The organism is Methylobacterium sp. J-118 (assembly GCF_057836565.1).
On sequence record NZ_JBYQFA010000001.1, the window covers coordinates 2,498,877 to 2,524,600 of the forward strand.

Consider the following 25,724-nt stretch of genomic DNA (forward strand, 5'->3'; position numbering starts at 1 on the left):
GCTCAGGCCTTCCCCACCGCCATCAGCGCGAACGCGTAGATCAGCGCCACCTCCTCCAGCCGGTCGAACCGGCCGGCGGCGCCGCCGTGGCCGGCCTCCATGTTGATCCGCAGCAGCACCGGGCCGCCGCCCGTCATGGTGGCGCGCAGCCGCGCGACCCACTTGGCCGGCTCCCAGTAGGTGACCCGCGGATCGGTGAGCCCGCCGAGCGCCAGGATCGCCGGATACGCCTGGGCGGCGACATTGTCGTAGGGCGAGTAGGACAGGATCGTCCGGAAATCAGCGTCGCGCGCCCCCGGGTTGCCCCATTCGGGCCATTCCGGCGGGGTCAGCGGCAATTCCGCGTCCAGCATGGTGTTGAGCACGTCGACGAAGGGCACGTCGGCGACGATGCCGGCAAACAGCTCCGGCGCCATGTTGGCGACCGCCCCCATCAGCATGCCGCCGGCCGAGCCGCCATGGGCGACGATGCGTTTTTCCGCCGTGTAGCCGGCCCCGATCAGCGCCCGGGCGCAGGCGATGAAGTCCGTGAAGGTGTTGGGCTTCTGCGCGCGCTTGCCGTCGAGATACCAGCGCCAGCCCTTCTCGGTCCCGCCCCGGATATGCGCGATGGCGTAGACGAAGCCCCGGTCGACCAGGCTCAGCAGGTTCGTCCGGAATCCGGCCGGCATCAGCGTCCCGTAGGAGCCGTAGCCGTAGAGCAGCAGCGGCGCGGAGCCGTCGAGCACGAGGTCGCGCCGGTGCAGCAGCGAGATCGGCACCTGCTCCCCGTCCGGGGCGGTGGCGAAGAGCCGCCGGGTCACGTAGGCCGCCGGGTCGTGCCCGCTCGGCACCGCCTGGCGCTTGCGCAGGGTCCGGTCCCGGCTGTCGCAGGCGTAGTCCCAGGTCTCCGACGGGGTCGTCATGGACGAGTAGACGAAGCGGATCGTCGCCGTGTCGAAGGCGAGCCCGGACCGGAGCCCCAGGGCGTAGGCCTCCTCGGCGAAGGCGACGCTGTGCTCGGCGCCGCTGGCGAGGTCGCGCACGACGATCCGCGGCCGGGCATTCTCGATCTCGAGCCGGATCAGGTGGCCCGTGAGCAGGTGCAGGTGCCGGATCATCACCCCCGGCCGGTGCGGCACGAGGTCGGTCCAGTTGGCGCGGCCCGGAGCGTCGAGGGGGGCCGTGACGATCTTGAAGTCCTCGGCCCCGTCCGCGTTGGTGCGGATATACAGCCGGTCGCCCCGGTGCTCGACCCCGTAGATCAGCAGCGGCTCGCGCGGCTGCACGAGGCGCAGGGGCCCGGCGGGGGCGTGCCGGTCGAGCAGCCGGACCTCCGCGGTCTCGTGGTCGCTCGCCGTCACATCGAGGAACGCCCCGGACTGGGTCCGGCCGATATGGACGAAATAGCCGGCATCGGCTTCCGTATAGACGGTCTCGTCCTGTGTCTGCGCGGTGCCGAGGCGGTGGCGCATCACCTTGGCGGGGCGGTGGTTGGCATCGAGCGCCACGTACCAGAAGCTGTCGCCGTCCCCGGCCCAGACCGCCTCGCCGGAGGTCGCCTCGACCCGGTCGTCGAGGTCCAGCCCGGTGGCGATGTCGCGGACCCGGATCGTGTAGAGTTCTGAGCCCTTCGTGTCGGCGCTCCAGGCGAGGCGGGCATGGTCGTCGGAATGTACCGCGGCGGCGATCTCGAAGAACGGCAGGCCTTCGCCCTCGCGGTCGCCGTCGATCAGGATCGTCTCCGCCGGGTCCGGCCCGGCCTGCGGCACGTCGGGCGCCGTCGCCGGCCTCCGGCAGATCAGCGGGTGCTGGCCGCCCTCCCGGTGGCGCGTGTAATAGGCGAACGGCCCGTCGGGGTCCGGGACGCCGCTCTCGTCCTCCTGGATCCGCCCGCGCATCTCGGCGACGAGCCGCTGGCGCAGCGCCGCGGTCCCGGCCAGGGCCGCCTCCGCGTAGGCGTTCTCGGCGCGGAGATAGGCGTCGATGTCCGCGGGCAGGGCGGCGGGGTCCTTGAGGACCGTCTGCCAGTTCTCGGCCTTCAGCCACGCGTAGGGATCGGTGATCGCCTGTCCGTGGACGCTGAAGCGCCGCGGCCGGATCTCGGCGACCGGCGCCCCGGTGGATTGCGCGCGCAGGCCGTGGCCGATGTCGGTCATCGTCTCTCCCGTCGGGTCCCGTCAGGTGCGGGTGAGGGCATGTGTCCCGCCCGGCGCCGGGATGCAAGGCGGCGCGGCGCAGGGCCGGCGGGAGCCTGTCCCGACCTCGGGCGTTGAAGCCCGGACCGTGGCGTGGATCACGGTCGCCGGTTCGACGCCGAGGTGCCGACATGGTCGCGATCCCCGACACGCAGGCCGATTCGCAGGACGAGGATCCCCAGCGGGATCTGCAGCAGGTGAACGAGATGCTCGCGGACTGGGCGGCGCGCTCGGCGACCACGAGCGAGGCGCTGGTCGAGCGCTTCGAGGCGATGGGCTACCCGGTGCGCGGCAAGTCGGAGGACGAGATCGCCGAGATCCTGCGCCGGCCGCCGCCCCGTCCGGTCGGGACTGCATGACCGCAGCCGGTCGGTTTTAGGCAAAAAAACCTTGACTTTATGAATTTTCCTGACAGGGTGCGAGCGCTCCCGCATTCATCGCATCCGACTAGGAACAAAACATGAACAAGCTGGCCAGGAACCGGCGTGCCGAGACCGCCCGACCGAAGCGGGACCGGGCGGAGCCGGTAGACCTGCCGCCGGAGGCGGGGCGCCTGCTGGCGCGGCTCGGCGAGGCGGGGGCCTATGCCCGGCCCGATCCCCTGGTCGAGGACGCGTTGCTGGTCCGGCGCGGCGGCGACGGCATCTCGGTGGGGAGCGGGCGCTTCACGGTCGCGTCCGGCCGGGCCCTCGCCGCCGCCGACCTGGCGGATTGGGACCCGGCCGGTACGCGGCTGACGATCAGCGCCGCCGGGCGGGCGCGCCTGCGCCGGCAGGCCATGCCGGGCGACAGGGCCTTCGCCGCGCAGCATCAGGACCTCACGGTGGCGGCGGAGGGCGGGGGGCCGATCCTGCGCAACGCCTCCGAGAACCCGCTCGCCTGGATGGTGCGCCGCCGCGGCCGGGACGGTGCGCCGCTGATCGATGCGGCCGCCTTCGAGGCCGGCGAGCGGCTCCGGCGGGACATGAACGCCGCCGCGCTGCTGCCCCGGATGGGGAGCGATCCCAGTGCCCCCCGGGTCGATGGCGGCGGCCCCCGCGACCCGGCGGCCGCGGCCGATCACGTGATCGCGGCCCGGCAGCGGGTCCGCGGCGCCCTCGACGCGGTCGGGAGCGACCTGTCCGGCCTCCTGATCGATCTCTGCGGCTTCCTGAAGGGCCTGGAGCGGATCGAGGTCGAGCGGCGCTGGCCGGCGCGCTCGGCCAAGGTCGTGGCGCGCATCGCCCTTGGGCGGCTGGCCGAGCATTACGGCCTGGAGCGCGAGGCCACGGGGCCGGAGCACGCCCGCCTGCGCCTGTGGCAGGCTTGATGCGGACTGTCACGGATCCGATCCGTGAGGTCCGGCGGACGGCCGCCGCCGCGCGGGCGGACCTCGATGAGTCGGGCGCATCGCGGTCCGGGATGATCCGGACCACCGCTCAGCCCGCCGCGGCGAGCCGGACGGCGTCGCGGTGGATGCGCTCGGCCATGGACCGCACGCCGTTGGACCGCTTCGAGGTGACGTGGGAGCCGAAGCGGAGCTGCCGGAACAGGTCGAGCCCGTCGGTCTCGGCGGCCTCGCGCGGGGTCTTGCCGGTGTAGAGTGCCACCATCAGCGCGACGAAGCCGCGGACGATGAAGGAATCGCTGAAGCCCTGCAGCACGAGGCGCCGTTCCGCCGCGGCGTCCTCGACGGCGGTGTCGATCCAGACCTGGCTCTCGCAGCCATGGACCCGGTTGGCCTCGGTCCGCAGGGCGTCGGGCATTGGCGGCAGGGCGCGGCCGAGCTCGATCAGGTATTCCAGCCGCATGTCGTCGTCGTCGACGATCTCGAAATTGTCGATGATGGTGCCGATCGGGGGAAGCATGGTCGTCCGGATCCGGGAAACGTCTGCGCCGCTATAGGCCGGCCGCGCGGCGGTGGCGACGGCCCCCAGCGACGCGGGCGGTCAGTGCGCCGCCACGGAGGTGGGCGGGAGGATCAGCTTCAGGGGATCGACCGGCGAGGCGTCGCCCGACACGGCGATCTCGGCCTGCGCCGCATAGGCGGCGATGAGCCGGGGCCCGAGCTTCGGGACGTTGGGCCGGCCGGAGGCGGCCATATCGCTCACCCCGGAGACGATCGACAGGCGCAGGGGCTGGCCCGCCTCGGCCTCCATGCCGATGCAGATCGAGCAGGCGACGTGCTCGGCGGTGGCGTCCAGGCACTCGGCCACGATCTCGGCCACGATCATGCCGAGCGCGTTGGCGGTGCGCGGCTCCACGAGCCCGTTGCCCGAGCCCTCGACCTGGACGCCGATGCGCCCGGCCCGGCGGAGCTGCCCGAGCCCGGAGGCCAGGCGGTGCAGGTAGTCCTTGAGGTCGATGGAGGCGATGTGCGGCGCCTCGTGGAGGTGCTGCTGCACCAGCGCGATCGCCCGGACCCGCTGGCCCAGGGCCTCGAAGCTGCCGCGGCAGGCATCCGGCGCCGCCCGGCCGTACAGGCCGATCAAGCTGACCATCACCTGCAGGTTGTTGCGGACGCGGTGATAGACCTCGGCGAGCAGCGTCTCCTTCTCGGCCAGGGCATGCTCGATACTCTCTTCGGCGTGCTTGCGGTCTGTGATGTCGAAGCACGACCCGAGATAGCCCTGGAACCGCCCGTCCTCCACGAGGGGGCGCGCGGTGTCGAGCAGCCAGCGGTACACGCCGTCGTGCCGGCGCAGGCGGAACTCCACGGTGAACGGCGCCCGGGCGTCGAAGGCCTCCGCGACGACCCGGGCGTGGCGGTCGAAATCCTCGGGATGCAGCCCCTCGCGCCAGCCGAGGCCGAGTTCCGCCGCAAGCGGGCGCCCGGTGAATTCCAGCCAGCACTCATTGTGGTGGACCGCGTGCCCGTGCGCGTCCGAGCGCCACATCATCAGTGGGACGACATCGGCGAAGCGCTTGAAGCTGTCGCTCAGCGCGGCCGCCTCGGCGGTGCCCTGCGCCGGAACCGTTCCAGTATCCCCCGCGGGACCATCGTCCAGCGGCTCAGCCGTTCCGGACCCTGGGGGCTGTCCGACCATTCTCTGTCCGATTCGCTCTGGCGACGTGTGTGAGGGAGACGACTGGGTATGGATAGCGCCGGTCAACGTGCCGACCGAGGCACCGTTCCGGTCTTCAGCCGCCTTTGGAGCCGTCATTCACAGGCACGGGCGCGGCGACGGGGCGACCGCTCCGGATCAGGGTGCTCGAACCGGGGCACGCCGTCGTCCCACGGGGGCCCCCGGGGCGCTGCGCCGGTCGCCGCCGGGACGATCCGCGTCGTGCCGCAGGTTTCGGGTCGGGGATTCGCGCGGCACGACTTGTGAAACCTGTCTCCCGTGCTTGCGGCGACGGCCGTCCATCTCCGGCAGCGGCGTCTTGACTCGGCCGTTCCACGGGACGAACCGCCGGGACCTGCCGCGCGCCGTCCCTTCTCTGCGCGGGGGCGGATTCCCGGATCGCGTTCGACGACGGCAACGGCCGGAAGCGATGGGTCACCGTAATCGGCCCTGCGGGGGAGGGAGGGCGCGTGGCCGCTCAGGAATGCCATATCCGCCGACCGGACGATGATCCCGAATCCGAAGTCTGAAGCCGCCGGCCTCTGCGCGGGAAAGAGGCCCCCGCGTCGGCCCGACCTCCTTCGGGGGCCACCCGATTCCGTAGGGGGAGGGCGCGTGCCTTCGCGGGCGTGGTCCTTCCGTCCAGGGCCCGGGGCGGCGGGGGGCGATGCAATAAGCGTCCCGGCAGAGCCGGTTCGGCTGCGACATTCGCCCCACGCAACGATCGCCCCCGACACCGATTGGGCAGGGTGCCGCCACGTTCGTGGGCGGACCAATCATCCCCATACCGACGAGATCGCGATGACGCCTCAATTCTGGCTGTGGCTGGGCTTTGCCGGCATGGCGGCGGGGGCCGCGGTGATCCTGCTCCTGGCCGAGCGACGGACACCGACGGAAGAAGCCGACGGGATCATCCACGGGATCGTGCCGATCATCGCGGCCTGCTCCTACTTCGCCATGGCGACGGGGCAGGGAAGCCTCGTCCTCCCCGCCGGCCCCGACGCGGCCGAGGCGGCGCGCCAGTTCTACTTCGCGCGCTACATCGACTGGACCTTCACCACGCCCCTGTTGCTCGTCGGCCTCGCGCGGACCGCGATGCATTCCGGGATGCGCCGGCCGGCCGTCGTCTGGGGGCTGATCGGCTCCGACCTGATCATGATCGTGACCGCCCTGGCCTTCGGCCTGTCCGACGCCGCCGCGGTGAAGTGGACGTGGTTCGCCATCTCCTGCGGCGCGTTCGTGGCCGTGTTCTACGGGATCTTCGTGCAACTGCGTGAGGAGAATGCCGCCGAACGGGCCGACGTGCGGGCCGCCTTCCTGCGCAACGCCATATTCCTCACCGGGGTCTGGTGCGCCTATCCCGTCGTGCTGCTCGTTGGCCAGGACGGCCTCGGCTTCCTGTCGCCGACCGTCGCCCTGGCGGTGATCGCCATCCTCGATCTGACCGCCAAGGTCGCCTACGGCATCATGGCGACCCTGGAGACGACCCGCGCCGTCGACCGCGATCTCACGGACGGGCGCGCCGAGGCCCGGCCGCTGCGCCGGGCGGCCTGACCCGGATGGCGGCCCGGTCATCCGTCCTCCTCCCCGGGGAGGCGGCCAGCCCGGGCCGCCATCACGCGCACGCCTGGGGAGCCCGGCTGCTCCACGGCGCCGGTGCGATCGTCGCGCTGGGGCTCGCCGCCTCGGCCTTCCTCCCGCGCGAGGCCTCCTGGCTCGTGGCGCTGACGGTGGTGATCGCCCTCGGGGTTCCCCACGGCGCCCTCGACGGCGCGGTGGCGGCGCCGCTGCTGCGCCCCCGCTACGGGCGGGCCTGGTTCGGGATCTTCGCCGTCCCGTATCTCGGCCTCGCGGCCCTGGTCCTCCTGGCGTGGCAGGTCGCCCCCCTGGCTACCCTGGCGGGGTTCCTGGCTCTGTCGGTGCTGCATTTCGGCGCGGAGGATGCCGGCCCCGGCCGACCCTGGGAGGCCCTCGTGCGCGGCGGCCTGCCGGTCGCCCTGCCGGCGCTCCTGCACCCCGCGGCGACGGTGGGGATCTTCGCGGTCGTCGCACGGACGCCGATGCCACAGTTGCCGGCCTGGTGGTCGGTCGCGGCCTGGCTCTGGCTCGCCCTCGCGTCGATCTGGCTCCTCACGCACCGGCCGGTGCCGGCCGTGCGCATCGAGATGGCGATCCTGGCGGCGGCCTTCGCGGTGCTGCCACCCCTGACGGCCTTCACCCTGTACTTCGTCGGCCTCCACGGCCCCCGGCACATGCAAGCGCTGGTGCGCGACCCGAGGCGGGCGCCCGGCGTCGATACGATGCGGCGCGCCGTCCGCGCCGCGCTGCCCGTCTTCGCATTGACCCTCCTCCTCGGCGCGGGCCTCTGGCCCGTCTACGCCGCCGGCGCGTCCGATGCGGCGTCCAACCTGCTGACGGTGACGCTCCAGATGCTGTCCGCCCTGACCGTGCCGCACATGCTCCTCGACCGCATCGCGGCCCGGCACTGAGACGGGTCCCGGGTTCGGCCGGGCGGCCGAAACACCGCGGCGCCATTCGTCCGCGCGTGCCCGCGGGAAATCCGCCTTGGACAAGCGCAATCCGCCCGGAGCCGGGCCGGATTCGGGGGCGGCGGCGGGGTGCCGTCTGCGCGGTCGACAACCTAGCGGAGCAGGCCTATCTGCAACCCAGGCTTGTGGAATTTTATAACCTGCGATAGCCTCGCCAGCGTCGACCAGGGCCTATCGTGCTCGATGGAGCCGTTGCGCCGATCAGCGCGGCCTCGGGCGGTCGGCATCGGGTTGGTCCTGCAGGTTGTGCCGATCGGGTGAAGTTTTCGCGATCAGGTTGCTGCCGAAAACCGATTTTTAATCATCAGAAGTTGTAATCAGGGTCGTAATTGCCGCCCTGGTTGTGACAATGCCCGGATCTCCTGGACCCTCCTCCCGTCGAGACACCGCGGCCGTCCGATCGTGCGGTCGGACCGGATGGCTTTTCGCCCTCGCCGTGTCGTCGATCAGCCTCACCGCCCGCTTCGGTGTCGGCGATGCCCGGGCGCAATCCAGCTCACTGGTCAATGTCTGTGCCGGGCTCGGCGTGACCCTGCCGCACCTCCAGGGCCCGAGTCCGATCACCGCGCCGTTCAGCCTCGTGACCGGCCTGACCACGACGCTCAATGGATTGGTCGACACCATCAACCAGGGCGTGGTCACCCCGCTCTCCGATACCACCCTCCGGGTCGGCGTCCTGGATGCGAACGGCAATCTCGTCAGCGTCGCCAGCCCCGGCGGCTGCAACTTAAGTGCGTCGAGCCTGACGCTCGACAGCAGCAAGGGGTTGTCGCTCGGCGGGGGCCGGATCGGCGGCCTCGGAGATACCGCCGGCCAAGCCGCGCGCGCGGGCGAGGTTTCGGCGATCGCCCTCGGCGACGGGAGCCGGACGGCGGTGGGCAGCGCGAACGCGGTGGCGCTCGGCGCGCAGGCGACGGCGAGCGGCAGTAACGCGCTCGCGATCGGGCTGCGCGGGAGTGTCGCCGGCACAGATGCGATCGCCATCGGGACCGATGCGAACAGCTCCGCTCTGGCCGGATTGAGCCTCGGTGCGCGCAGCGCGGCCAGCGTCGCCGGAGCCGTCGCCCTGGGGAGCGGCGCGGTGGCCGACCGCGTCGGCCTGAACGGCGGGTCGGAGGCCTTCAGCGGGCTCAGCGTCGGATCGAGCGCGGGCGCCGTGTCGGTCGGGGCGGCCGGCGCCGAGCGGCAGATCACCAACGTCGCCGGCGGCACGCAGGCGACCGATGCCGTCAACCTGCGCCAGCTCTCGGCCGTCGGCGGCAACCTGGCGGCCGGCATCGGGGGCGGCGCCAGGTTCGACACGGCCACCGGCCTGTTCACGGCGCCGAGCTTCACGATCCAGGGGAGCACCTACGGCACGGTCGGCGGCGCGCTCGGCGCGCTCGATCTCCGCGTGTCGGGGAATGGCACGGCGATCTCCGCGGCGACCACCGATCTGCAGCAGCTGCAGAGCCAGGTTGCCGCGCTGCCGAACCTCGTCCAGCAGGATGCGGTCACGCGCACGATCACCGTCGGGAAGACGGCCGACGGCGGCTTGGTCAGCATCGCGGGCTCGGCGGGGGATCGGCGTCTGACCGGCGTGAGCGCCGGAACGGGCGCCAACGATGCCGTCAACCTGACCCAGCTGCGCAGTGCCGGCACGACGGTCGCCGCCTCCCTGGGGGCGGGGGCCGGTTTCAATCCGGCGACGGGGGCCTATCAGGCGCCGAACTACACCGTCGCGGGATCGTCCTACACCTCGGTCGACCGCGCGATCGGCGCCCTCGACACGCTCTCGGTGCAGTACGTGCCCGGCACGTCGGGGGCGGCCACGAACGCGGTCGACTTCAGCAAGGGCGGCGCCCTTGGCCCGGTGACCTTGCGTGGCGTCGCGCCGGGATCCCTGGCGGCGGGCTCCAGCGAAGCCGTGAACGGCGGTCAGCTCCAGAGCACGAACCAGCAGGTCGCGACCAACACCACCAGCATCTCGGTGCTGCAGAATGCCTTCAGCACGAGCGCGATCGGGATCCTGGCACAGGATCCGGTCACCCATACGATCACGGTCGGGGCGGCCACGGGCGGGACCCTGCTCAACGTCGCCGGCACGGCGGGCGACCGGCGTCTCACCGGCGTCGCGGCGGGCACCAGCACCAACGACGCGGTCAACGTCGGACAGTTGAGCGCGGCCCTGACGGTCGCGACCGGCAGCGCGGCGGCCCTGGCGGCGAGCAACCCGGCCGGCGCGGCGCTTCCCGCCACGGCCGGCGCGGACGCCGTGGCGGTCGGGTACGGCGCATCGGCGGCGGCCGCGCGCTCGGTCGCCATCGGCAGCGGATCCGTCGCGACGGAGGCCGATACCGTCTCGGTGGGGGCCGTCGGAGCGGAGCGCCGGGTGGTCAACGTGGCCAATGGCACCGTGGCGTCCGGATCGACCGATGCCGTCAACGGGGGGCAGCTCTACGCGGTCGATCAGCGGGTGACCGCGGTGTCGGACGCGCTCACCGGGCTGCGCGGCAGCCTCGACGACGGCACCGTCGGCCTCGTCCGGCAGAACCCCGCGACCCGCATTCTCACGGTCGGTGCGGCCACGGACGGGACCGTGCTCAGCGTCGCCGGCACGGCGGGCAATCGCCGGGTCACCGGCGTGGCGGCCGGCGTCGCGGGCAGCGACGCCGTCAACCTGGACCAGCTGAACGCGGTGCTGACCAGCGGCGGAACGCCGGGCGCCACCGTGCCCCTGGCCGCCAGCAACCAGGCGGGCCTCGGAGCGCCGGCCGCGTCCGGGCGCGACGCCCTCGCCATCGGCCCTGGCGCATCGGCGACCGCGAGCCGGTCCATCGCGATCGGGAGCGGTTCGGTCGCGGATCAGGCGGACACGCTGTCCGTGGGACAGGTCGGCGCGGAGCGGCGCATCGTCAACGTGGCGGCCGGGACCGTGTCGAGCGGCTCGACGGACGCGGTCAACGGCGGCCAATTGTTCGGCGCCACCGCGCAGGTGGCCGCCGCGCTCGGCGGCGGCGCCCGCGTCGATAGCCAGACCGGTCGCTGGACGGCCCCGACCTATACCATCCGCGGCAGCGGCTATTCCGATGTCGGAAGCGCCCTGAACGCGGTCGATGCCGCCCTGACCGGCAACGCCGGACAGATCGCCGCCGTCACGCAGCAGGTCGCGGTCCTGCAGAATGCCGGAGGCGGCGCCCGGCTCGTGCAGCAGACGAGCGCCGGCGGGGCCGTGACCGTCGCCAGCCAGGTCGGCGGCCGTGTGATCACCGTGTCCGGAACCGACGGCCCGCGCACGATCAGCGGCGTTGCGAACGGGCAGGCTGCGGGCGACGCCGTGAATCTCGGCCAGCTCAACGCCGCGGCGCAGACGCTCGACGCCGCGATCCAGGATTTTCCCGTGCGCGCCAACAACGCCCGCGGTGCGGCCCCGCCGGTGGCGGCCGGGGCGGATTCCTACGCGAGCGGCTACGGTGCGGCGGCCCTGGGCGCGGCGAGCGTCGCGGTCGGCTCATCCGCTTCGGCCCAGGGCTCCGGCGCCACGGCGACCGGATCCGGCAGCGCCGCCAGCGGCAGCGACAGCGCGGCCTACGGCCAGAGCAGCCAGGCGACGGCCTCGGCGACCACCGCGATCGGGACCGGAGCCCAGGCGACCTATGCCGGCGCGACCGCGATCGGCTACGGGGCGACGGCCACCGCCGACCCGACCACGGCCGTCGGCTACAGGGCGGCCGCCAGCGGCAACGAGGCCTCGGCGTTCGGCGCCTATGCCAGCGCGACGGCCGAGAATGCGACCGCCCTCGGGCGTTCGGCCAGCGCGACCGGGTCCGGCGCGACCGCGGTGGGCGTCGATGCACGGGCCCAGGGGACCGGCTCGGTGGCCGTCGGGCAGGGCGCCCAGGCCGCGCACGACAACGCGGTCGCGCTCGGCGCGGGCGTGGCCACCACCCGGGCCAACCAGGTGGCGATCGGCGCGTCCAGCCAGACCTACACCCTCGCCGGGCTCGCCTCGGCCCAGAGCCTCGCCACGCAAGCGGGGCCGACCGGCTTCGTGACCACGGACGCGAGCGGGAACCTCGCGGCGTCGAGCTTCGGCCCGGCGAACCTCGACGCGATGAACGGGCGGATCGGCACTCTGGAGGCGAGCGTCGCCGGTCTGCAGAGCGCCACGCTGCAACTCCAACGCGATGTCCGCAGCGCGTTCCAGGGCACGGCCATCGCGCTGGCCCTCTCCGGAGCGGTCCTGCCGGAAGGCAAGGCGTATGCGGTCTCGGCGAATTTCGGCACCTATCGGGGACAGGGTGCTTTCGGCGCGGCGGGCACGGCCCGGATCGGCGACAACCTCTACGCCTCCGGGGGCATCGGTTTCGCCGTCAACGGGCCGAGCAATATCGGCGGACGGGGCGGGATCACCCTGGCGTGGTGACGCTCCCGCGGGCCGGCCGTCGGAGCCGCAGGTTCCGATGTCCGGCGTGAATACAACTATAACCTGTATTAACCCCTTGCGCGATAGCTTCCTGCGCCTCTCCTGCACAGGGCGATGATCGATGTACCGAGCTTTCGCCTGCCTGGCCCATGAGCACGCCGCCTGGACGGTTCCGCTCGCGGTTCTGATCTGCTGGTTCTCCTGCCAGACCGTCCTGCGCCTGTTCCAGCAGGCCCGCGAAGCGAGAGGCCGCGCGCGTGCCGGCTGGCTGGGCGCGGCGAGCCTCGCGGCGGGCAGCGGCATCTGGAGCACGCATTTCATCGCGATGCTCGGCTACGATCCCGGCATCGGCGTCGGTTACGATCTGACCACGACCCTCACCTCGCTGGCGATCGCGATCACGGTGACCTTCGTCGCCCTTGCCCTGGCCCAGCATCGCGACCGGTTCGTCGGCACGATCGTGGCCGGTCTCGTGCTCAGCGCGGGCATCGCGGCGATGCACTTCACCGGCATGCTGGGCATCCGCCTGCCCGGCCGCTTCGTCTGGTCGGTTCCCGTCGTCGCCACCGCCCTGGCCGTCAGCGCTATGTTCTCGTGCGCCGCGCTGTTCGTGGCCGCACACGCCGGGACGCGCCGGCCCCACGTCTGGGCCGCCACCCTGCTGACATGCGCCGTCGGCGGTCTCCACTTCCTCGCCATGGGGGCCGTGCGGGTCGTGCCCGATCCGAGCCTCGGCGCGGGCCCCGAGAGCCTCCCGCGCGGCGCGCTGGCCCTGGGCGTCGCCGCGGTCATGCTCGTGGTCGTCGCGTTCTGCGGGCTGGCGCTCCTCGCCGAGCGCCTGCACCGCAGCAACGGCGCCTTGCGCGAGCGCGAGATCCTCCTGTCCGAGAAGACGGACCTGCTCAACGCCATCCTTGAGACCATGGACCAGGGCCTGATGATGGTCGACGCGCAGAAGGTGGTCCGGGTCTGCAACGAGCGCGCGATCGGCCTGCTCGGCCTGCCCGCCCCGATGATGCGGGGGCAGCCGACCTTCGCGGCGGTGCGCGACTTTCAGCTCGCGCAGCAGGATTTCGCCAAGTCGGGCCCCGACCTGCGCCAGTGGGTGGCGCGGAGCGGCCTCGAACTGGCGGCCCACACCTATGAACGCGAGCGGCCGAACGGGACCGTGCTGGAGATCCGAACCGTCCCGCTCCCCGCGGGCGGGGTGGTCCGGACCTACACCGACATCACCGCGCGCAAGCAGGCCGAGCGCCGCATCGCCGAGAGCGAGGAGCGGCTCGCCCTCGCGCTCGACGCGGGCAGCGACGGTCTCTGGGACTGCGATCTGACGACCGGGACGGCGTGGTCGTCGGAGCGCTGGTGGGGCATGCTCGGCTACGCCCCGGGCGAGCTGGACAGCCACGCCCGCACCTGGCGTGCGCTGCTTCATCCCGAGGATGCCCTGCGCGCCCAGCACGCCCTCGACGATCATCTGAGCGGGCACACGCCGCTGTTCGAATGCGAGCACCGCCTGCGGCGCAAGGACGGGTCCTGGGCCTGGCTGATGACGCGCGGCCGGATCGTCGCCCGCGATCCGGCCGGCACGCCCCTGCGCTTCGTCGGGACCCAGATCGACATCAGCGCCCGCAAGGAAGCCCAGGCGCAGCTCGCCCACATGGCCCATCACGACGCCCTGACCGGGCTGCCGAACCGCACCCTGTTCCACGAGTGCCTCAACCGGAGACTCGCCGAGATCGGGCATTTCGGCGGCCGCTGCGCGGTCCTGTGCCTGGACCTCGACCGCTTCAAGGCGGTCAACGACACCCTCGGGCATGGGGCGGGCGACGCGTTCCTGCGGGCGATCACCCAGCGCCTGCGGTCGACGCTGCAGGCCGAGGACACGGTCGCCCGATTGGGGGGCGACGAGTTCGCGATCCTGCTCGGCGGCACCCGCGGGCTGGAGGACGTCGCGGGTTTGGTCGAGCGCCTCATCGCGGCGGTCCAGGTGCCGATCGCCTTCGGGGAGCACCGGATGCAGGTCGGCCTGAGCGTCGGCATCGCGTTCGCGCCGGATCACGGTGCCGGCGGCGAGGACGTGCTCAAATGCGCCGATCTCGCCCTCTACTGCGCCAAGGCCGAGGGGCGGAACACCTTCCGGTTCTTCGACGCGATGATGGATGCCGCGGCCGCCGAGCGGCGCATGATCGAGCGCGATCTTCGGCACGCGATCGAGCATGACGAACTCACCCTGTACTACCAGCCGCAGCTCCGGGCGGATACGCGCGATCTCCTCGGCTTCGAGGCCCTGGTGCGCTGGGTGCATCCGGTGCGCGGCCTCGTCTCCCCGGCCGACTTCGTCCCGATCGCCGAGGAGAACGGCCTGATCCTTCCGTTGGGGGAGTGGGTCCTGCGCGCGGCCTGCCGCGAGGCGGCGCGCTGGTCGGGAGCCCTGAAGGTGGCGGTCAACCTCTCGCCGCGCCAGTTCCAGCAGACCGACCTGCCCGAACGCGTGCTGGCGATCCTGACGGAGACGGGCCTGTCCCCCGACCGCCTGGAGCTGGAGGTGACGGAATCGCTGATCATCGACGATACGGCGCGGGCGCAGTCCATCCTGCGGCGCCTGAAGGAGTTCGGGATCCGGATCGCGATCGACGATTTCGGCACCGGATACTCCTCCCTCGCCGCGCTCCAGGCGTTCCCCTTCGACAAGATCAAGATCGACCGGTCCTTCGTGGGCCGTCTCGAAGAGAGTGCGCAGGCGGCCGTGATCGTGCGGGCGGTCCTGGGCCTCGGGCGCAGCCTCGGGATGAACGTGGTGGCCGAAGGCGTCGAGACCGAGGCGCAGATGCGCTTCCTGGCCGATGCGTCCTGCGACGAGGTCCAGGGTTTCCTGATCGGGCGACCGCAGCCGATCACGGTCTGGACCGGCAGCGCCTACGACCCCCGGCTCGAACCGCGCGCGCGGGCTCTCGTCTCGGACGCCGCCTGAGCAGGCTGCAGCGGGATATCGAGGGATTCGGGATGAGCCCGCAGCCGGTGCGGGGGCACAGACGGGATCGGATCACGTCCGGGACGATCATCCCTCCGCGTGCAGGTCCGTGAAGTTGGCGACGATCCCGGGCATCCGGCTGCCCGTCCGGGACGAGGCCATCAACCGGACCCGGTAGCGGGCGCCGTCCGCCCCCTCGATCGTCCGCTCGGACGGGCGGTTCTCCGCCATCACGGTCGGGATCTCGTCGAGCAGCCACGTCAGGGGGATCGGGGCCGAGAAGTTGCGCAGGGAGCGACCGATGTCGCTCGGCTGCAGGCCGAACAGCTGCGCCGCCGCGCCGGTGAACATGCGGATGCGGAGATCCGGCGTCAGCAGCACGCTGGCGACGTTCATGCCGTCGAACAACAGCGATTGGTCATCGGACACCTGATCGAGCGCCTCGATCTTGGACGCGAGTTCGGAATTGACCGTGTGCAATTCCTCATTGAGGGACTGGGTCTCCTCCTTCGAGGCTTCGAGCTCCTCGTTGGCGGCCTGCATCTCCTCGTTGACCGAGTAGAGTTCCTCGTTGGACGACTTGAGCTCCTCGAGGGACGTCTCGTACTCTTCGATGACGGCCTGGAGCCGCTCGCGCGTATTGCTCAGCTCGCGTTCGAGGCGCTGGATCACCGTGTCCCGCTCGGTCGCCTCCAGCGCCTGCTGCCGTTCCCGCTCGACGGGCACGGCGGCCTCGTTGAACACCACCAGGAACAGCGGCTCGGTCTCGTTGGGGGTGTGCAGCGGCTTGACGACCAGGGAGATGGTCTGGAGGCGGCCGTCCTGGCGTTCGACACCGATGCCGTCGCGCACGACCCGCGTGTTGCCCTCGATCGCCTCGCGCAGGGCCGTCCGGAGTTCGAGCCGCAGACCCTTGCGCGCCAGCGCGGCCAGTTCCCGCGTCGGCTGACCCGGCACGATCTCCAGGTGATCCCCGATCCGCGCCGAATAGTGCACGGCCTCCCCGGTCCGGGTCACGACCGCATGGGGCGGGGTGAACTCGGACAGCATCTGGGACTCGACCGCGTGCCGCAGGGCCGTGTGCGCGATCGCGGTCCGCCGACGATACGGTCCGGCGCTCCCGAAGGTCGGCACATCGGGCGCGATCGTCGTCGGCAGCCGCGCCGGCGGGATCGCGTCCCGGGCCTGAAAGATCCGGTGGCGCTTGTCGATCGTCTCGAACAGATCCTCGAAGCGCGTCACGTTCTCCGCCATCCCGATGAACAGGTAGCCGCGCGGGCGCAGGGCGAAATGCAGCACCGGCATCAGCTGCTGCTGGGCCTCGACGCCGAGGTAGATCAGCAGGTTGCGGCAGGAGACGAGATCCAGGCGGGAGAACGGCGGGTCCCGCAGGACGCTGTGCGGGGCGAACGTGCACAGGTCGCGCACGGCCTTCCCGATCGTCGCGCCGTCGCCCTCGGTGACGAAGTGCTGGGCGATCCGCTCGGGCGAGACGGTGTCGAGGTAGGCCTTCGGGTAGCGGCCGGTCCGGGCGACGGTGAGCGAACGCTCGTCGATGTCGGTGGCGAAGATCTGCACCCGCGGCGGGTCGTTCAGGCCCGCCATGTGCTCGCTCAGGAGGATGGCGAGGGAATAGACCTCCTCGCCGGTCGAGCAGGCCGGCACCCAGATCCGCACCACCTCGTCCGCCGTCCGCCCCTCGAACAGCTTCGGGATGACCTGGGCGGCCAGGGCCTCGAAGGCGGCGGTGTCGCGGAAGAAGTTCGTCACGCCGATCAACAGGTCCCGAAACAGCGCGCCGACTTCTGCGGAATCGGCGCGCAGCAATTTGAGGTAGCCCCCCGGTCCGGACGCGCCGATGACGCTGATGCGGCGCTGCAGGCGGCGCACGAAGGTGCTGGGCTTGTAGCCCGAGAAATCGTGCCCGACCTGCCGGCGCAGGATGGCGAAGGTCTCGGCGAGTAGGGCGGCGTCGATCTCGTCCACGGCCGTCGCGGTCCGGGTTTTCAGTGCGGGGCCGCTCTCCGACGCGACATGCGCGGCGATCCGGTCCCCCATCCGTTCCGTCGTCTCGCCGAAATCGACGAAGCCGGTCCGCAGCGCGCTGAGCGGCATGTCGGCGGTTTCCGGTCCGTAGCCGTCCGAGGTCTGGGCCAGCGTCAGACCTCCGCGCTCCTTGACCGCCTTGACGCCGATGGCGCCGTCGCCGTCCCCGCCGGACAGGATCACGCCGACCGCGCGCTCGCCCTGGTCGAGCGCCAGGGCGGTCAGGAAGATGTCGATCGGCTTGGTCTCGCGGGTTTCCGGGCCGAGCGTTTTCAAGGTCAGCCGACCGTCCGCGATGCCCATGACGCAGCCGGGGGGCATGACGTAGACGTGGTCCGGCCGGACCGCCACGCCGTCGGCGGCGGCCTCGACGGTGAGCGGGGTGAAGCGGGCCAGGACTTCCGGAAGCAGGCTCTCACGCCCCGGGCTGAGATGCGTGACGACGACGAAGGCGGCCTCGAGCGTCTTCGGCAGCCCGCGGAAGAAGCCGCGCATCGCCTCGATCCCGCCCGCCGACGCACCGATGCCGACGATCGGGAAATGGTCCTGCGGCCGGTCGTCCTGCGGGACGTGGTCCTGCGGGAAGGCGTCCTGCGGGAAGTCGTCGTGGTCCATCGCCCCCTACCAAGCCTCACGATCGATGCCGCGCCGTCTGTCGGGGTCGAGCCTCGCCCGGTTTCGCCTGATGTCGAGGATCGCGGCGCGGATCAGTCGTCGTGCGTGGCCTCCTGCACGACGTAGGCGAGACAGCGGGCCCGCGCCTCGGGGTTCTTCAGCCGCGCGAACAGGCGCAGCAACGCCACCACCTGGGCCGGATCATCCGTTCCTTCCGCGAACGATTCAAGACCCGGCGTGGCTCCGGAACCGGTCGTGGTCGTGAGGAATGTCGCGACCGGGACGCCCAGCGTCCGGGCGATGCGGGCCAGCGTGTCGGGGAGATCGTCGCCCTTCGGATCGTCACCGGTCATGTGGCTTCTCCGTCTGGATCCCCGATGCGTTGCTCAATGCACCGCGATCCCGGTCGCTCTCGGTCCGATCGTACCCGCGATGCGCCGACCGACATGCTGGAGGACGTGATCGAGGAGCAGGCGCGTCTGGGCATCGGCGTCATATTCCGCGGCCTCGTAGGCTTCGATGAGGCATTCGACCAGATGCTTCGAGGGACCGGAATCGCCGTCGCGGGGCATCATCTGTTCCGCGGCAAACAGCGATTGCTCGCGCGAACGCCGGACGAGGTTGCGCGAGGCTTCGAGCGCGCTGCGCGTCTCTGCGGCCGCGGCGCGCAGCGCGCGTGCGACTTCGAGGCTCCGATCTGCGTGAAGGCGGTTTGTCATGGGCGATCGAACTTTCGCTGCGCGCCCGCACGCTGATCAATCTTGCGCGGCAAACTCGACCATGCTCTCAATTTATACATGTGGCAAATCTGGTTTTCCCTGGCGGTGGCGAGTGGGCGGATCGGCCAAGAGCGGCGCCGGCAATGATGTGCCCCAGTGTATCCCCGCCCATCTGTAACGACCGGCGGATCAGGCCTGGACGAGGCTGGCTCGATCGGTCCTGACGGATGCGAAAGTCAGCACCTCTCACGCTTCGTCCGGGTATTTTACGTCGGAAATCTTCCGGTAATGTCCAAATCAAGCAAAGCTTGAAAGTTTTGTCAGAATATTTCTGGCATATATCAAATCACATAGGTGATGCGCGCCTATAGGTATAGTGAATGCGAACTTCGAGCGAAGTGCAAACATCGATGTCCGCGACGGTGACGAGGCGTGATCGAGCCGGGGACGGTACCGCGCGGGGAACGACCTGCCGCCGCCTGGATCGCGGAGCGGTCGGACGATCGATCCGCCCGCACTCGGATGGCGCCGCTTGCATGCCGGGTGTAACGAAAGTGGCCTTCCGCGAACGCCACGCGATAAACATAACCTATGTTTGCGTATCGGACCGCGATCGCGTGTCTGACCGCGGATGGGCACTCAGGCCCATCCCGCACCCTTGCGATACGCCGTCCCGCGCCGGGCGAAACGACCGCCGAAGAGCGCGTCGTGAGCCATGTTCGATGCCCTGATCCGCAAGCTCGACATGGCCGGCAGCCTGACCGAGGCCGATCATCAGACCGTGCGGCATTTGAGCCTGCGCAGCCGGCAGATTCCCGCGCGTCAGGATCTCACCTGCGAAGGCGACCGGCCCGAGAACGTCCACCTCATCCTGTCCGGGTTCGCCTGCCGCTACAAGGTCCTGCCGCGGGGCAAGCGCAACATCACCGCCCTCATGGTGCCCGGTGATTTCTGCGACCTGCACGTGGCCATCCTCGACGAGCGGGATCACTCGATCGCCACGATGACGCCCTGCATGGTGGTGGAGATCCCCCGGGCCACCATCCGCGATCTGACCGAGAACCACCCGCGCATCGCCCATGCGATGTGGTGGGCCACCCTCGTGGATGAGGCCATCCTGCGCGAATGGCTGATCAGCCTCGCCGGGCGGGAGGCGTCGCGGCGCATCGCCCACCTGTTCTGCGAGCTGCTGCTGCGCCTGCAGGCCGTCGGCTTGGCCAGGGAGGACGGCTACGCCATCCCGTTCACCCAGGTCGACCTGGCCGACATGCTTGGACTGACGCCGGTGCATGTGAACCGGGTCCTGCGCGACCTGCGCTCCACGGGGCTGATCGTGCTGGCGCAGCGCCGGTTGCGGATCCCGGACGTGACGCGGCTGAAGGCCTACTGCGAATTCAATCCGAACTACCTGCATCGCGTCCCGCGCAGAAATTAGATTTTCGCGCGGTGAAAAAAATTAAACACGCCGTGCAGAAACATAAGCTAAAGATATGGATTGAAACCGGGCGCAATTGTGCTGCCTGCATCAGGTGCTGTCCAGGGACGCTGACCGGGAAGAACGCGTTGCATTCCACCTCCGATGAGCGAGAAACCCCATGTCGCGCTACTTCTTCGACACGGACGACGGCGATTACCGGTCACAGGACGACGAGGGCATGGAATTGCCGGACGCCGAGGCCGCCCGCGTCGCCGCGGTGGACGCGCTCCCCGACATGGCGCGGGACAAGCTGCCGGACGGGGACCGGCGCACCTTCTCGGTGCAGGTGCGCGACGAGGGCGGGGCGGTCATCTACACCGCCACGCTCGACCTGATCGGCGAGTGGCACATCCCGCGCGCGGCCTCCTAGCGCCGCGCCGGAGGCCGGGGGATTTGGGCGGCGCGCACCGGCCGCCTGTTGCCGACACCCGGAGATCGCCGTATCCGCCCAGGCGATGCTTCCGCGATCACGCCGCACCGTCCGGTCGGACTGCCTCTTCGCCGAGGTCTGCGCGCGCCTTCCGCTGTTCGAGGGGCTGGCTGAGGACACGATCGCGGATCTCTCGGCCTCCGGGTTCGGTCGCGGCTTCCTGACGGCGTCGCTGCGGGCCCGCCTGCGCAAGGCGGGAATCCAGGATCTTGGTCACCTCGCCCAATCCTCGCCGGACGCGATCACCGGGATCCGGAAGTTCGGCCCGGTCCGGCTCGAACGGGTCCGGAGCGTCATCCTCGACGCGCTGGCCCGCCGGCTCCCGGACGCCCGCGCGCTGCACGCCGCCGACGCGACCCGGGCTCGGAGGCTCGGCCGGCTGCGGGACATGCCGGCCGGATGCCTGCCCCTCGACCCGGGCGCCCTCGCGGCGCTCGGCCTCGAGGGCGGCACCTGCGCCGAGATCGCCGACCGGTCACGCCTCGACCTCCTCGGCGGGGGCGCGACGCCCGGCGAGGTGGACCGCATCGTCGCGGCGCTCGCCCATGTCCTGGGCGCGGGCGAGACCGTCGCCCCCCGGGCTACGGAGGCCGGCCCGGACGCGCCGGAACCGGACGCCGCGGCCCGCCGCGCCGCTCTGCTGGCGGAGCAGGATCGGGACTGGGAGGCGGCGGCGCCGGCCGGGGCGCGGGGCCGGGACCATCCCGACGGCGCTCACACGTCGGCGTCCGCCCGCGTCCGGGCGGCCGGGCGCGCCCGGGCCCCGGCTGCGCCGGAAGCGGATCCCCCGCGGCGGAAGGGGAGGCGCATCCGCGTCACCGCCGGGTAGACCGCCGGCAGGACCACGAGGGTGAGGAAGGTCGCGGAGATCAAGCCGCCGATCACCACGGTGGCGAGCGGGCGCTGGACCTCGGCCCCGGCGCTGGTGGACAGGGCCATCGGCAGGAAGCCGAGGGCCGCCACGAGGGCCGTCATCATCACCGGCCGCAGCCGCATCTCGGCGGCCCGGGTGGCCGCCGCCCGCGGGTCGAGGCCGGATTCCTCCAGGTCGCGGATGTAGCTCGTCAGCACGACGCCGTTCAGGATCGCGATGCCGAAGGTCGCGATGAACCCGATCGCCGCCGAGATCGAGAACGGCATGTCGCGCAGGGTCAAAGCGAGGATGCCGCCGGTCGCGGCCATCGGCACGTTGAGGAAGATCAGCCCGGCGAGGCGGATGTCGCCGAACATCACGACGAGGAGGACGAGGATCGCCGCCATCGCCGCCGGCACCACGACGGAGAGCCGGGCGGTGGCCTCCTGCAGGTTCTGGTACTGGCCGCTCCAGATCAGGGCGTAGCGCGGCGGCAGCGTCACCTGATCGGAGACGGCCTGCATGGCGGCGTCCACGAAGCTCTGCACGTCGCGGCCCCGGACGTTCGCCTGGACCGAGATCCGCCGCTGCAGGCGCTCCCGGCTGATCTGGGCCGGTCCCGAGGCGACCTCGACGGTGGCCACCATCGAGAGGGGTACCGTCGGCGGGGGCCCGGCCTCCCGGCCGATCTCCCGGGTCGAGCGGCTCACCGGCAGGGCGCGGATCCGCTCGAGGTCGCTGCGATCCGCAGGATCCAGGCGGACCACGATGTCGGTGATCGAGTTGTCGTCGCCGTAGACCATGCCGGCGGTGCGGCCGCCGATGCTCTCGACCACGTCGAGCACGTCGGAGACGTTGATGCCGTAGCGGGCCGCCCGGGCGCGGTCGACCTGGATCGAGAGCGCCGGCATGCCGGCCTGGGCCTCGGCCTTCACGTCCGCCGCCCCCTCGACCCCGGAGACCGCCCGCACGATGGCGTCGGCGGTGTCCTTCAGGACCTTCAGGTCGTCGCCGTAGAGGCTGATGGCGACGTCCCCGCGCACGCCCTCCAGCAGGTCGTCCATGCGCATCTGGATCGGCTGCGAGAAGGTGTAGGCGACGCCGGGCACCTCCTCCTTGAGGCGCTTGTCGAAGGCCGCCACGAGGCCCTCCTGGGTGTCGGCGGTCGTCCAGGTGGCGGGGTCGGTGAGGGTGATGAAGCTGTCGGTCGATTCGACCCCCATCGGGTCGGTGGGGATCTCGGCGCTGCCGGTGAGGGAGACGACCCGCTTCACCTCGGGGAAGGATTTCAGCACCCGCTCGATCCGGCCGACCGTGGCCAGGGAGGCGTCCAGGTTGATGCCGGGCAGCTTCTCGGAGGTGATGACGATCGACCCCTCCGACAGCTTGGGCAGGAACTCGCCGCCGAGTCGGGTCGCCAGCACGCAGGAGCCGGCGAACAGGGCGAGCGTCGTCAGGACGGTGGCGACGGCGTGCCGCTCGGCCCAGCGCAGCACCGGCGTGTAGGCGGCCCGCACCGCGTGGACGAGGCGCGTCTCGCGCTCGCCGATGCCGCGGCCGGCGAGGAGGATCGCCGCGAGCGCCGGCATCAGGGTCATGGTGACGACCAGGGAGCTGGCGAGCGCCAGGATCACGGTCAGCGCCATGGGCACGAACATCTTCCCGGCCACGCCCTGGAGGGCGAGGATCGGCACGTAGACGATGATGATGATCGCCACCGCGAAGATCACCGGCCGGGCCACCTCGGCGGCGGCGTCCCGGATCAGGTCGTGGGGCGGCCGGTCCGGGTGCTCGCCCCGGGCGCGCAGCACGTTCTCGATCATCACCACGGCGCCGTCGACGATCAGGCCGAAATCGATGGCGCCCAGGCTCATCAGGTTGCCCGAGAGGCCGAGCAGCCGCATGCCCGCGAAGGCCATGAGCATCGAGAGCGGGATCGCGGCGGCCACGATCAGCCCCGCGCGCAGGTTGCCGAGCAGCAGGAGCAGGACGACGACCACCAGCACCGCCCCCTCCAGGAGGTTGTGCTCCACCGTGTGGATCGTGCGCTCCACCAGCGCGCTGCGGTCGTAGTACGGGACGATCTCGATCCCCGGCGGAAGCTGCGGGCGCAGCGCCGCGACGGTCTTCTTCACCTCCTCGACCACCGCGCTGGCATTCTCGCCGTAGCGCATCAGCGCGATGCCCACGACCGTCTCGCCCGCGGCGTCGTGGGTGACGGCGCCGAGGCGCACCTTGGGCGCCTCCTGCACGCTCCCGAGATCCGCGAGCGTCACGGGCAAGCCGCCGGGGCCGGTCGCGACGACGATGGTGGCGATGTCCGCCGGTCCCTTGGCGAGGCCGAGGCCGCGGATCACCTCCTGCTGGTCGTTGTGCTCGATATAGGCGCCGCCCCGGGCGGCGTTGTTGTCGGCCAGCGCCGTGTAGACCTGCGCGAGGCTCACGCCGTAGCGGCGCAGGGCGGCGGCCGAGACGCGGACCTCGTCGGTCGGCATCTGGCCGCCGTAGATGTTCACGTCGGCGATGCCCGGCGTGAGCTTCAGCTTGGGCGCGATCGTCCATTGCAGGATGCGCTTGAGCTGCATCGGCGTGTAGGCGGGCCCGCGCAGCTCGAACTGGTAGATCTCGCCCAGGCCCGTGGCCATCGGGCCCATCTGCGGGTCGCCGACGCCGGCTGGCATCAGCGCCTTGGCCTGGGGCAGCCGCTGGAACACCTCCGCCCGCGCCCCGGTGACTGACATCGACCCGTCGAAGGTGACGTAGACGGCCGAGACCCCCGCCCGCGACGTGGAGCGCACGTTGGTCAGCCCCGGCGCCCCCGCCATAGCGTTCTCGACCGGGAAGGTGACGAGCCGCTCGACCTCCAGGGGCCCGAGGCCCGGCGACAGGGTCAGGATCATCACCTGGTTGGGCGAGATGTCGGGCACCGCGTCGATCGAGAGCCCTTCGAGGTTGGCAATTCCGCCCGCCGCGGCGGCGAGCGCCACCATCAGGACCAGGAACCGGCGGCGCACGAGCAGGGCGAACCAGGTCTTCATGGAGCCCCTCAATCCGTCGAGCCGAGGAGGCTGCGCAGCAGGATGGCCTTGAGGCCGAAGCTCCCCGCGGTCGCCACGCTGTCGCCGGACGCGATCCCGCGCGTCACCTCGACCCAGTCCGAGCGCTGGATGCCCAGCGTCAGGGGGCGCCGCTCGAATCGGTCCGGGGCGACGCGGACGAAGGCGATCGGCCCCTGCTCGGTCTGCTGGACCGAAGCGGCCGGGACGGTGACGCCGTCGCGGCCGAGATCCGCCGCCACGGTGACGGAGACGAACATGTTGGCGCGCAGCAGATCCTCGGGATTGGCGAGCTCGATCCGGGCCGGCGCGGTGTTGGTCGCCGGATCGAGGGCGGCGTTGACCGAGCGGACCCGGCCCTCGAAGGGCGGGTGGCCGGGCACCGGGCTCTCCACCGAGGCCTCGTCGCCGGCCTTCACCCGGGCGATGTCCGGCCCGTAGAGGCTGGCCAGCACGAGGACGCGGGTCGGGTCGGCCACCGTGATCGCGTCGCGGCCGGTATCGACCACCTCGCCCAGCGTGATGCCGACGCTCGTCACCACGCCGCCGATCGGCGTGACCACGGCGCTGGTGCCGGGCGCCGCGCCCTCCGCGGGGGCGAGGCGCTGGTACTGCGCCCGGTACATGTCGGCATTGGCCTGGGCCGACTGGACGGCGGCGTGCGTCTTGGCCAGGTCGGCCTGCCGCCGCTCGACCTCGGCCTGGGCCACGCCGCCGAACTTGAGCTGGTCCTGGCCGCGCTTGTACTGCAGCTCCGTCACCTTCTCGGAGGCCTGCGCCTCGCCGAGCGCCGCCTGCGCGGCGAGGAGGCCGTTGCGGGCGTCGAGGATCCCGGCGGCGTCGAGGGTCGCCAGGGTCTGGCCGGCCTCCACCCGATCGCCGGGCTGGACCGCGAGGCTCAGCACCCGCCCCTGGGTGCGCGGCTTGAGATGCGTCACCCGCCGCTCGTCGAAGGCGACGATCCCGGGGGCGCGCACCGGCAGCACGATCCGGCGGGTCTTGGCGGTCCCGAAGGCGAGGCCGATCCGCTTCTGTCCCGCCGCGTCGAGGGTGACGAGGTCGGGATCGGGCGCGGGATCGTCCGCCTTCTCCGGGGCCGCGGCCGGCGGGCGCGGCGCGAGGCCGAGGGCGTCGAGGAGGGGAGCCCGGTACATCCACCCCCCGAGGGCGAGCAGGGCGAGCGCCGCGGCGAGGACGAGCAGGCGGACGGGCACCCGGCGCCGGGCGGGGGCCGGGGCGGGGCGCGAATCCTCCGCGCGCGCAGAGCTGTCCGGACCCGCCGGATCGGCGGTCCCGGCATCGCGCTCGGGCGGAATGAAGTCGGCGTGCAGGGACATCAGCAGAAGCGCCGCGCGCTGTGACCGGAGGCCGGCATGCAGGGA

Annotated in this window: 17 protein-coding genes; 10 read left to right on the forward strand and 7 right to left on the reverse strand. The window is 71.6% G+C overall.

All coding sequences use genetic code 11. The annotated features are described in order from the left end of the window. Positions 1-2 precede the first annotated feature (2 nt). A complete protein-coding gene (locus AC3IF3_RS11975) occupies positions 3-2,138 on the reverse strand; it encodes a S9 family peptidase (protein ID WP_489228920.1) in 2,136 nt (711 codons plus the stop codon). A gap of 170 nt (positions 2,139-2,308) precedes the next feature. Here AC3IF3_RS11975 and AC3IF3_RS11980 point away from each other — a divergent pair, with 170 nt between their 5' ends. Beyond that, positions 2,309-2,536, forward strand: a complete 228-nt coding sequence (locus tag AC3IF3_RS11980; RefSeq protein ID WP_489228921.1) for a hypothetical protein — start codon at positions 2,309-2,311, stop codon at positions 2,534-2,536. 101 nt (positions 2,537-2,637) lie between these two features. After that, entirely contained in the window at positions 2,638-3,486 is an 849-nt protein-coding gene (locus AC3IF3_RS11985; RefSeq protein ID WP_489228922.1) for a DUF6456 domain-containing protein, read from the forward strand. A gap of 109 nt (positions 3,487-3,595) precedes the next feature. Here AC3IF3_RS11985 and AC3IF3_RS11990 read toward each other — a convergent pair whose 3' ends face one another. Both AC3IF3_RS11990 and AC3IF3_RS11995 read right to left on the reverse strand, forming a co-directional pair. After that, positions 3,596-4,024, reverse strand: coding sequence for a SufE family protein (locus AC3IF3_RS11990; protein ID WP_243967476.1), 429 nt, complete (start codon positions 4,022-4,024; stop codon positions 3,596-3,598). Between the two features lie 81 nt (positions 4,025-4,105). Then, positions 4,106-5,203, reverse strand: a complete 1,098-nt coding sequence (locus tag AC3IF3_RS11995) for a sensor histidine kinase (protein WP_243967477.1) — start codon at positions 5,201-5,203, stop codon at positions 4,106-4,108. Between the two features lie 819 nt (positions 5,204-6,022). On the opposite strand from AC3IF3_RS11995, the gene AC3IF3_RS12000 reads away from it, so the two are divergent. The 4 genes from AC3IF3_RS12000 (at position 6,023) to AC3IF3_RS12015 (ending at position 15,146) form a co-directional block, all read left to right on the forward strand. Beyond that, a complete protein-coding gene (locus AC3IF3_RS12000; RefSeq protein ID WP_489228923.1) occupies positions 6,023-6,775 on the forward strand; it encodes a bacteriorhodopsin in 753 nt (250 codons plus the stop codon). A gap of 5 nt (positions 6,776-6,780) precedes the next feature. Continuing rightward, positions 6,781-7,710 (forward strand): Brp/Blh family beta-carotene 15,15'-dioxygenase, encoded by a 930-nt coding sequence (locus tag AC3IF3_RS12005; protein WP_489228925.1) that lies wholly within the window; start codon positions 6,781-6,783, stop codon positions 7,708-7,710. A gap of 496 nt (positions 7,711-8,206) precedes the next feature. Continuing rightward, the gene (locus AC3IF3_RS12010) at positions 8,207-12,175 is read left to right on the forward strand and encodes a beta strand repeat-containing protein (RefSeq protein ID WP_489228926.1); all 3,969 of its coding nucleotides are present in this window, start codon (positions 8,207-8,209) and stop codon (positions 12,173-12,175) included. A 121-nt stretch (positions 12,176-12,296) separates the two neighbouring features. After that, complete coding sequence (locus AC3IF3_RS12015; RefSeq protein ID WP_489228928.1) at positions 12,297-15,146, forward strand: bifunctional diguanylate cyclase/phosphodiesterase; 2,850 nt, start codon at positions 12,297-12,299, stop codon at positions 15,144-15,146. A gap of 87 nt (positions 15,147-15,233) precedes the next feature. Here the strand turns inward: AC3IF3_RS12015 and AC3IF3_RS12020 are convergent, their stop codons facing one another. After that, positions 15,234-17,807: a CheR family methyltransferase gene (locus tag AC3IF3_RS12020; protein ID WP_489228929.1), complete on the reverse strand. Its 2,574-nt coding sequence runs from the start codon at positions 17,805-17,807 to the stop codon at positions 15,234-15,236. A gap of 92 nt (positions 17,808-17,899) precedes the next feature. After that, positions 17,900-18,160 (reverse strand): hypothetical protein, encoded by a 261-nt coding sequence (locus tag AC3IF3_RS12025; RefSeq protein ID WP_243967483.1) that lies wholly within the window; start codon positions 18,158-18,160, stop codon positions 17,900-17,902. Positions 18,161-18,253: 93 nt separating this feature from the next. Between AC3IF3_RS12025 and AC3IF3_RS12030 the strand changes: the two genes are divergently transcribed. The 4 genes from AC3IF3_RS12030 to AC3IF3_RS12045 all read left to right on the forward strand — a co-directional run bounded on the left by AC3IF3_RS12030 (position 18,254) and on the right by AC3IF3_RS12045 (position 21,262). Further along, positions 18,254-18,562: a hypothetical protein gene (locus tag AC3IF3_RS12030; RefSeq protein WP_489228930.1), complete on the forward strand. Its 309-nt coding sequence runs from the start codon at positions 18,254-18,256 to the stop codon at positions 18,560-18,562. Between the two features lie 679 nt (positions 18,563-19,241). Further along, complete coding sequence (locus tag AC3IF3_RS12035) at positions 19,242-19,961, forward strand: Crp/Fnr family transcriptional regulator (protein ID WP_489228931.1); 720 nt, start codon at positions 19,242-19,244, stop codon at positions 19,959-19,961. A gap of 160 nt (positions 19,962-20,121) precedes the next feature. Next, positions 20,122-20,373, forward strand: a complete 252-nt coding sequence (locus AC3IF3_RS12040) for a DUF6894 family protein (RefSeq protein WP_243967487.1) — start codon at positions 20,122-20,124, stop codon at positions 20,371-20,373. An 85-nt stretch (positions 20,374-20,458) separates the two neighbouring features. Beyond that, positions 20,459-21,262, forward strand: coding sequence for a hypothetical protein (locus AC3IF3_RS12045; protein ID WP_489228932.1), 804 nt, complete (start codon positions 20,459-20,461; stop codon positions 21,260-21,262). On the opposite strand, the gene AC3IF3_RS12050 is transcribed toward AC3IF3_RS12045, so the two are convergent. Both AC3IF3_RS12050 and AC3IF3_RS12055 read right to left on the reverse strand, forming a co-directional pair. Next, a complete protein-coding gene (locus tag AC3IF3_RS12050; protein WP_489228933.1) occupies positions 21,148-24,324 on the reverse strand; it encodes an efflux RND transporter permease subunit in 3,177 nt (1,058 codons plus the stop codon). The genes AC3IF3_RS12045 and AC3IF3_RS12050 overlap by 115 nt on opposite strands. A gap of 8 nt (positions 24,325-24,332) precedes the next feature. Then, a complete protein-coding gene (locus AC3IF3_RS12055; protein WP_489228935.1) occupies positions 24,333-25,679 on the reverse strand; it encodes an efflux RND transporter periplasmic adaptor subunit in 1,347 nt (448 codons plus the stop codon). Positions 25,680-25,724: the final 45 nt, after the last annotated feature.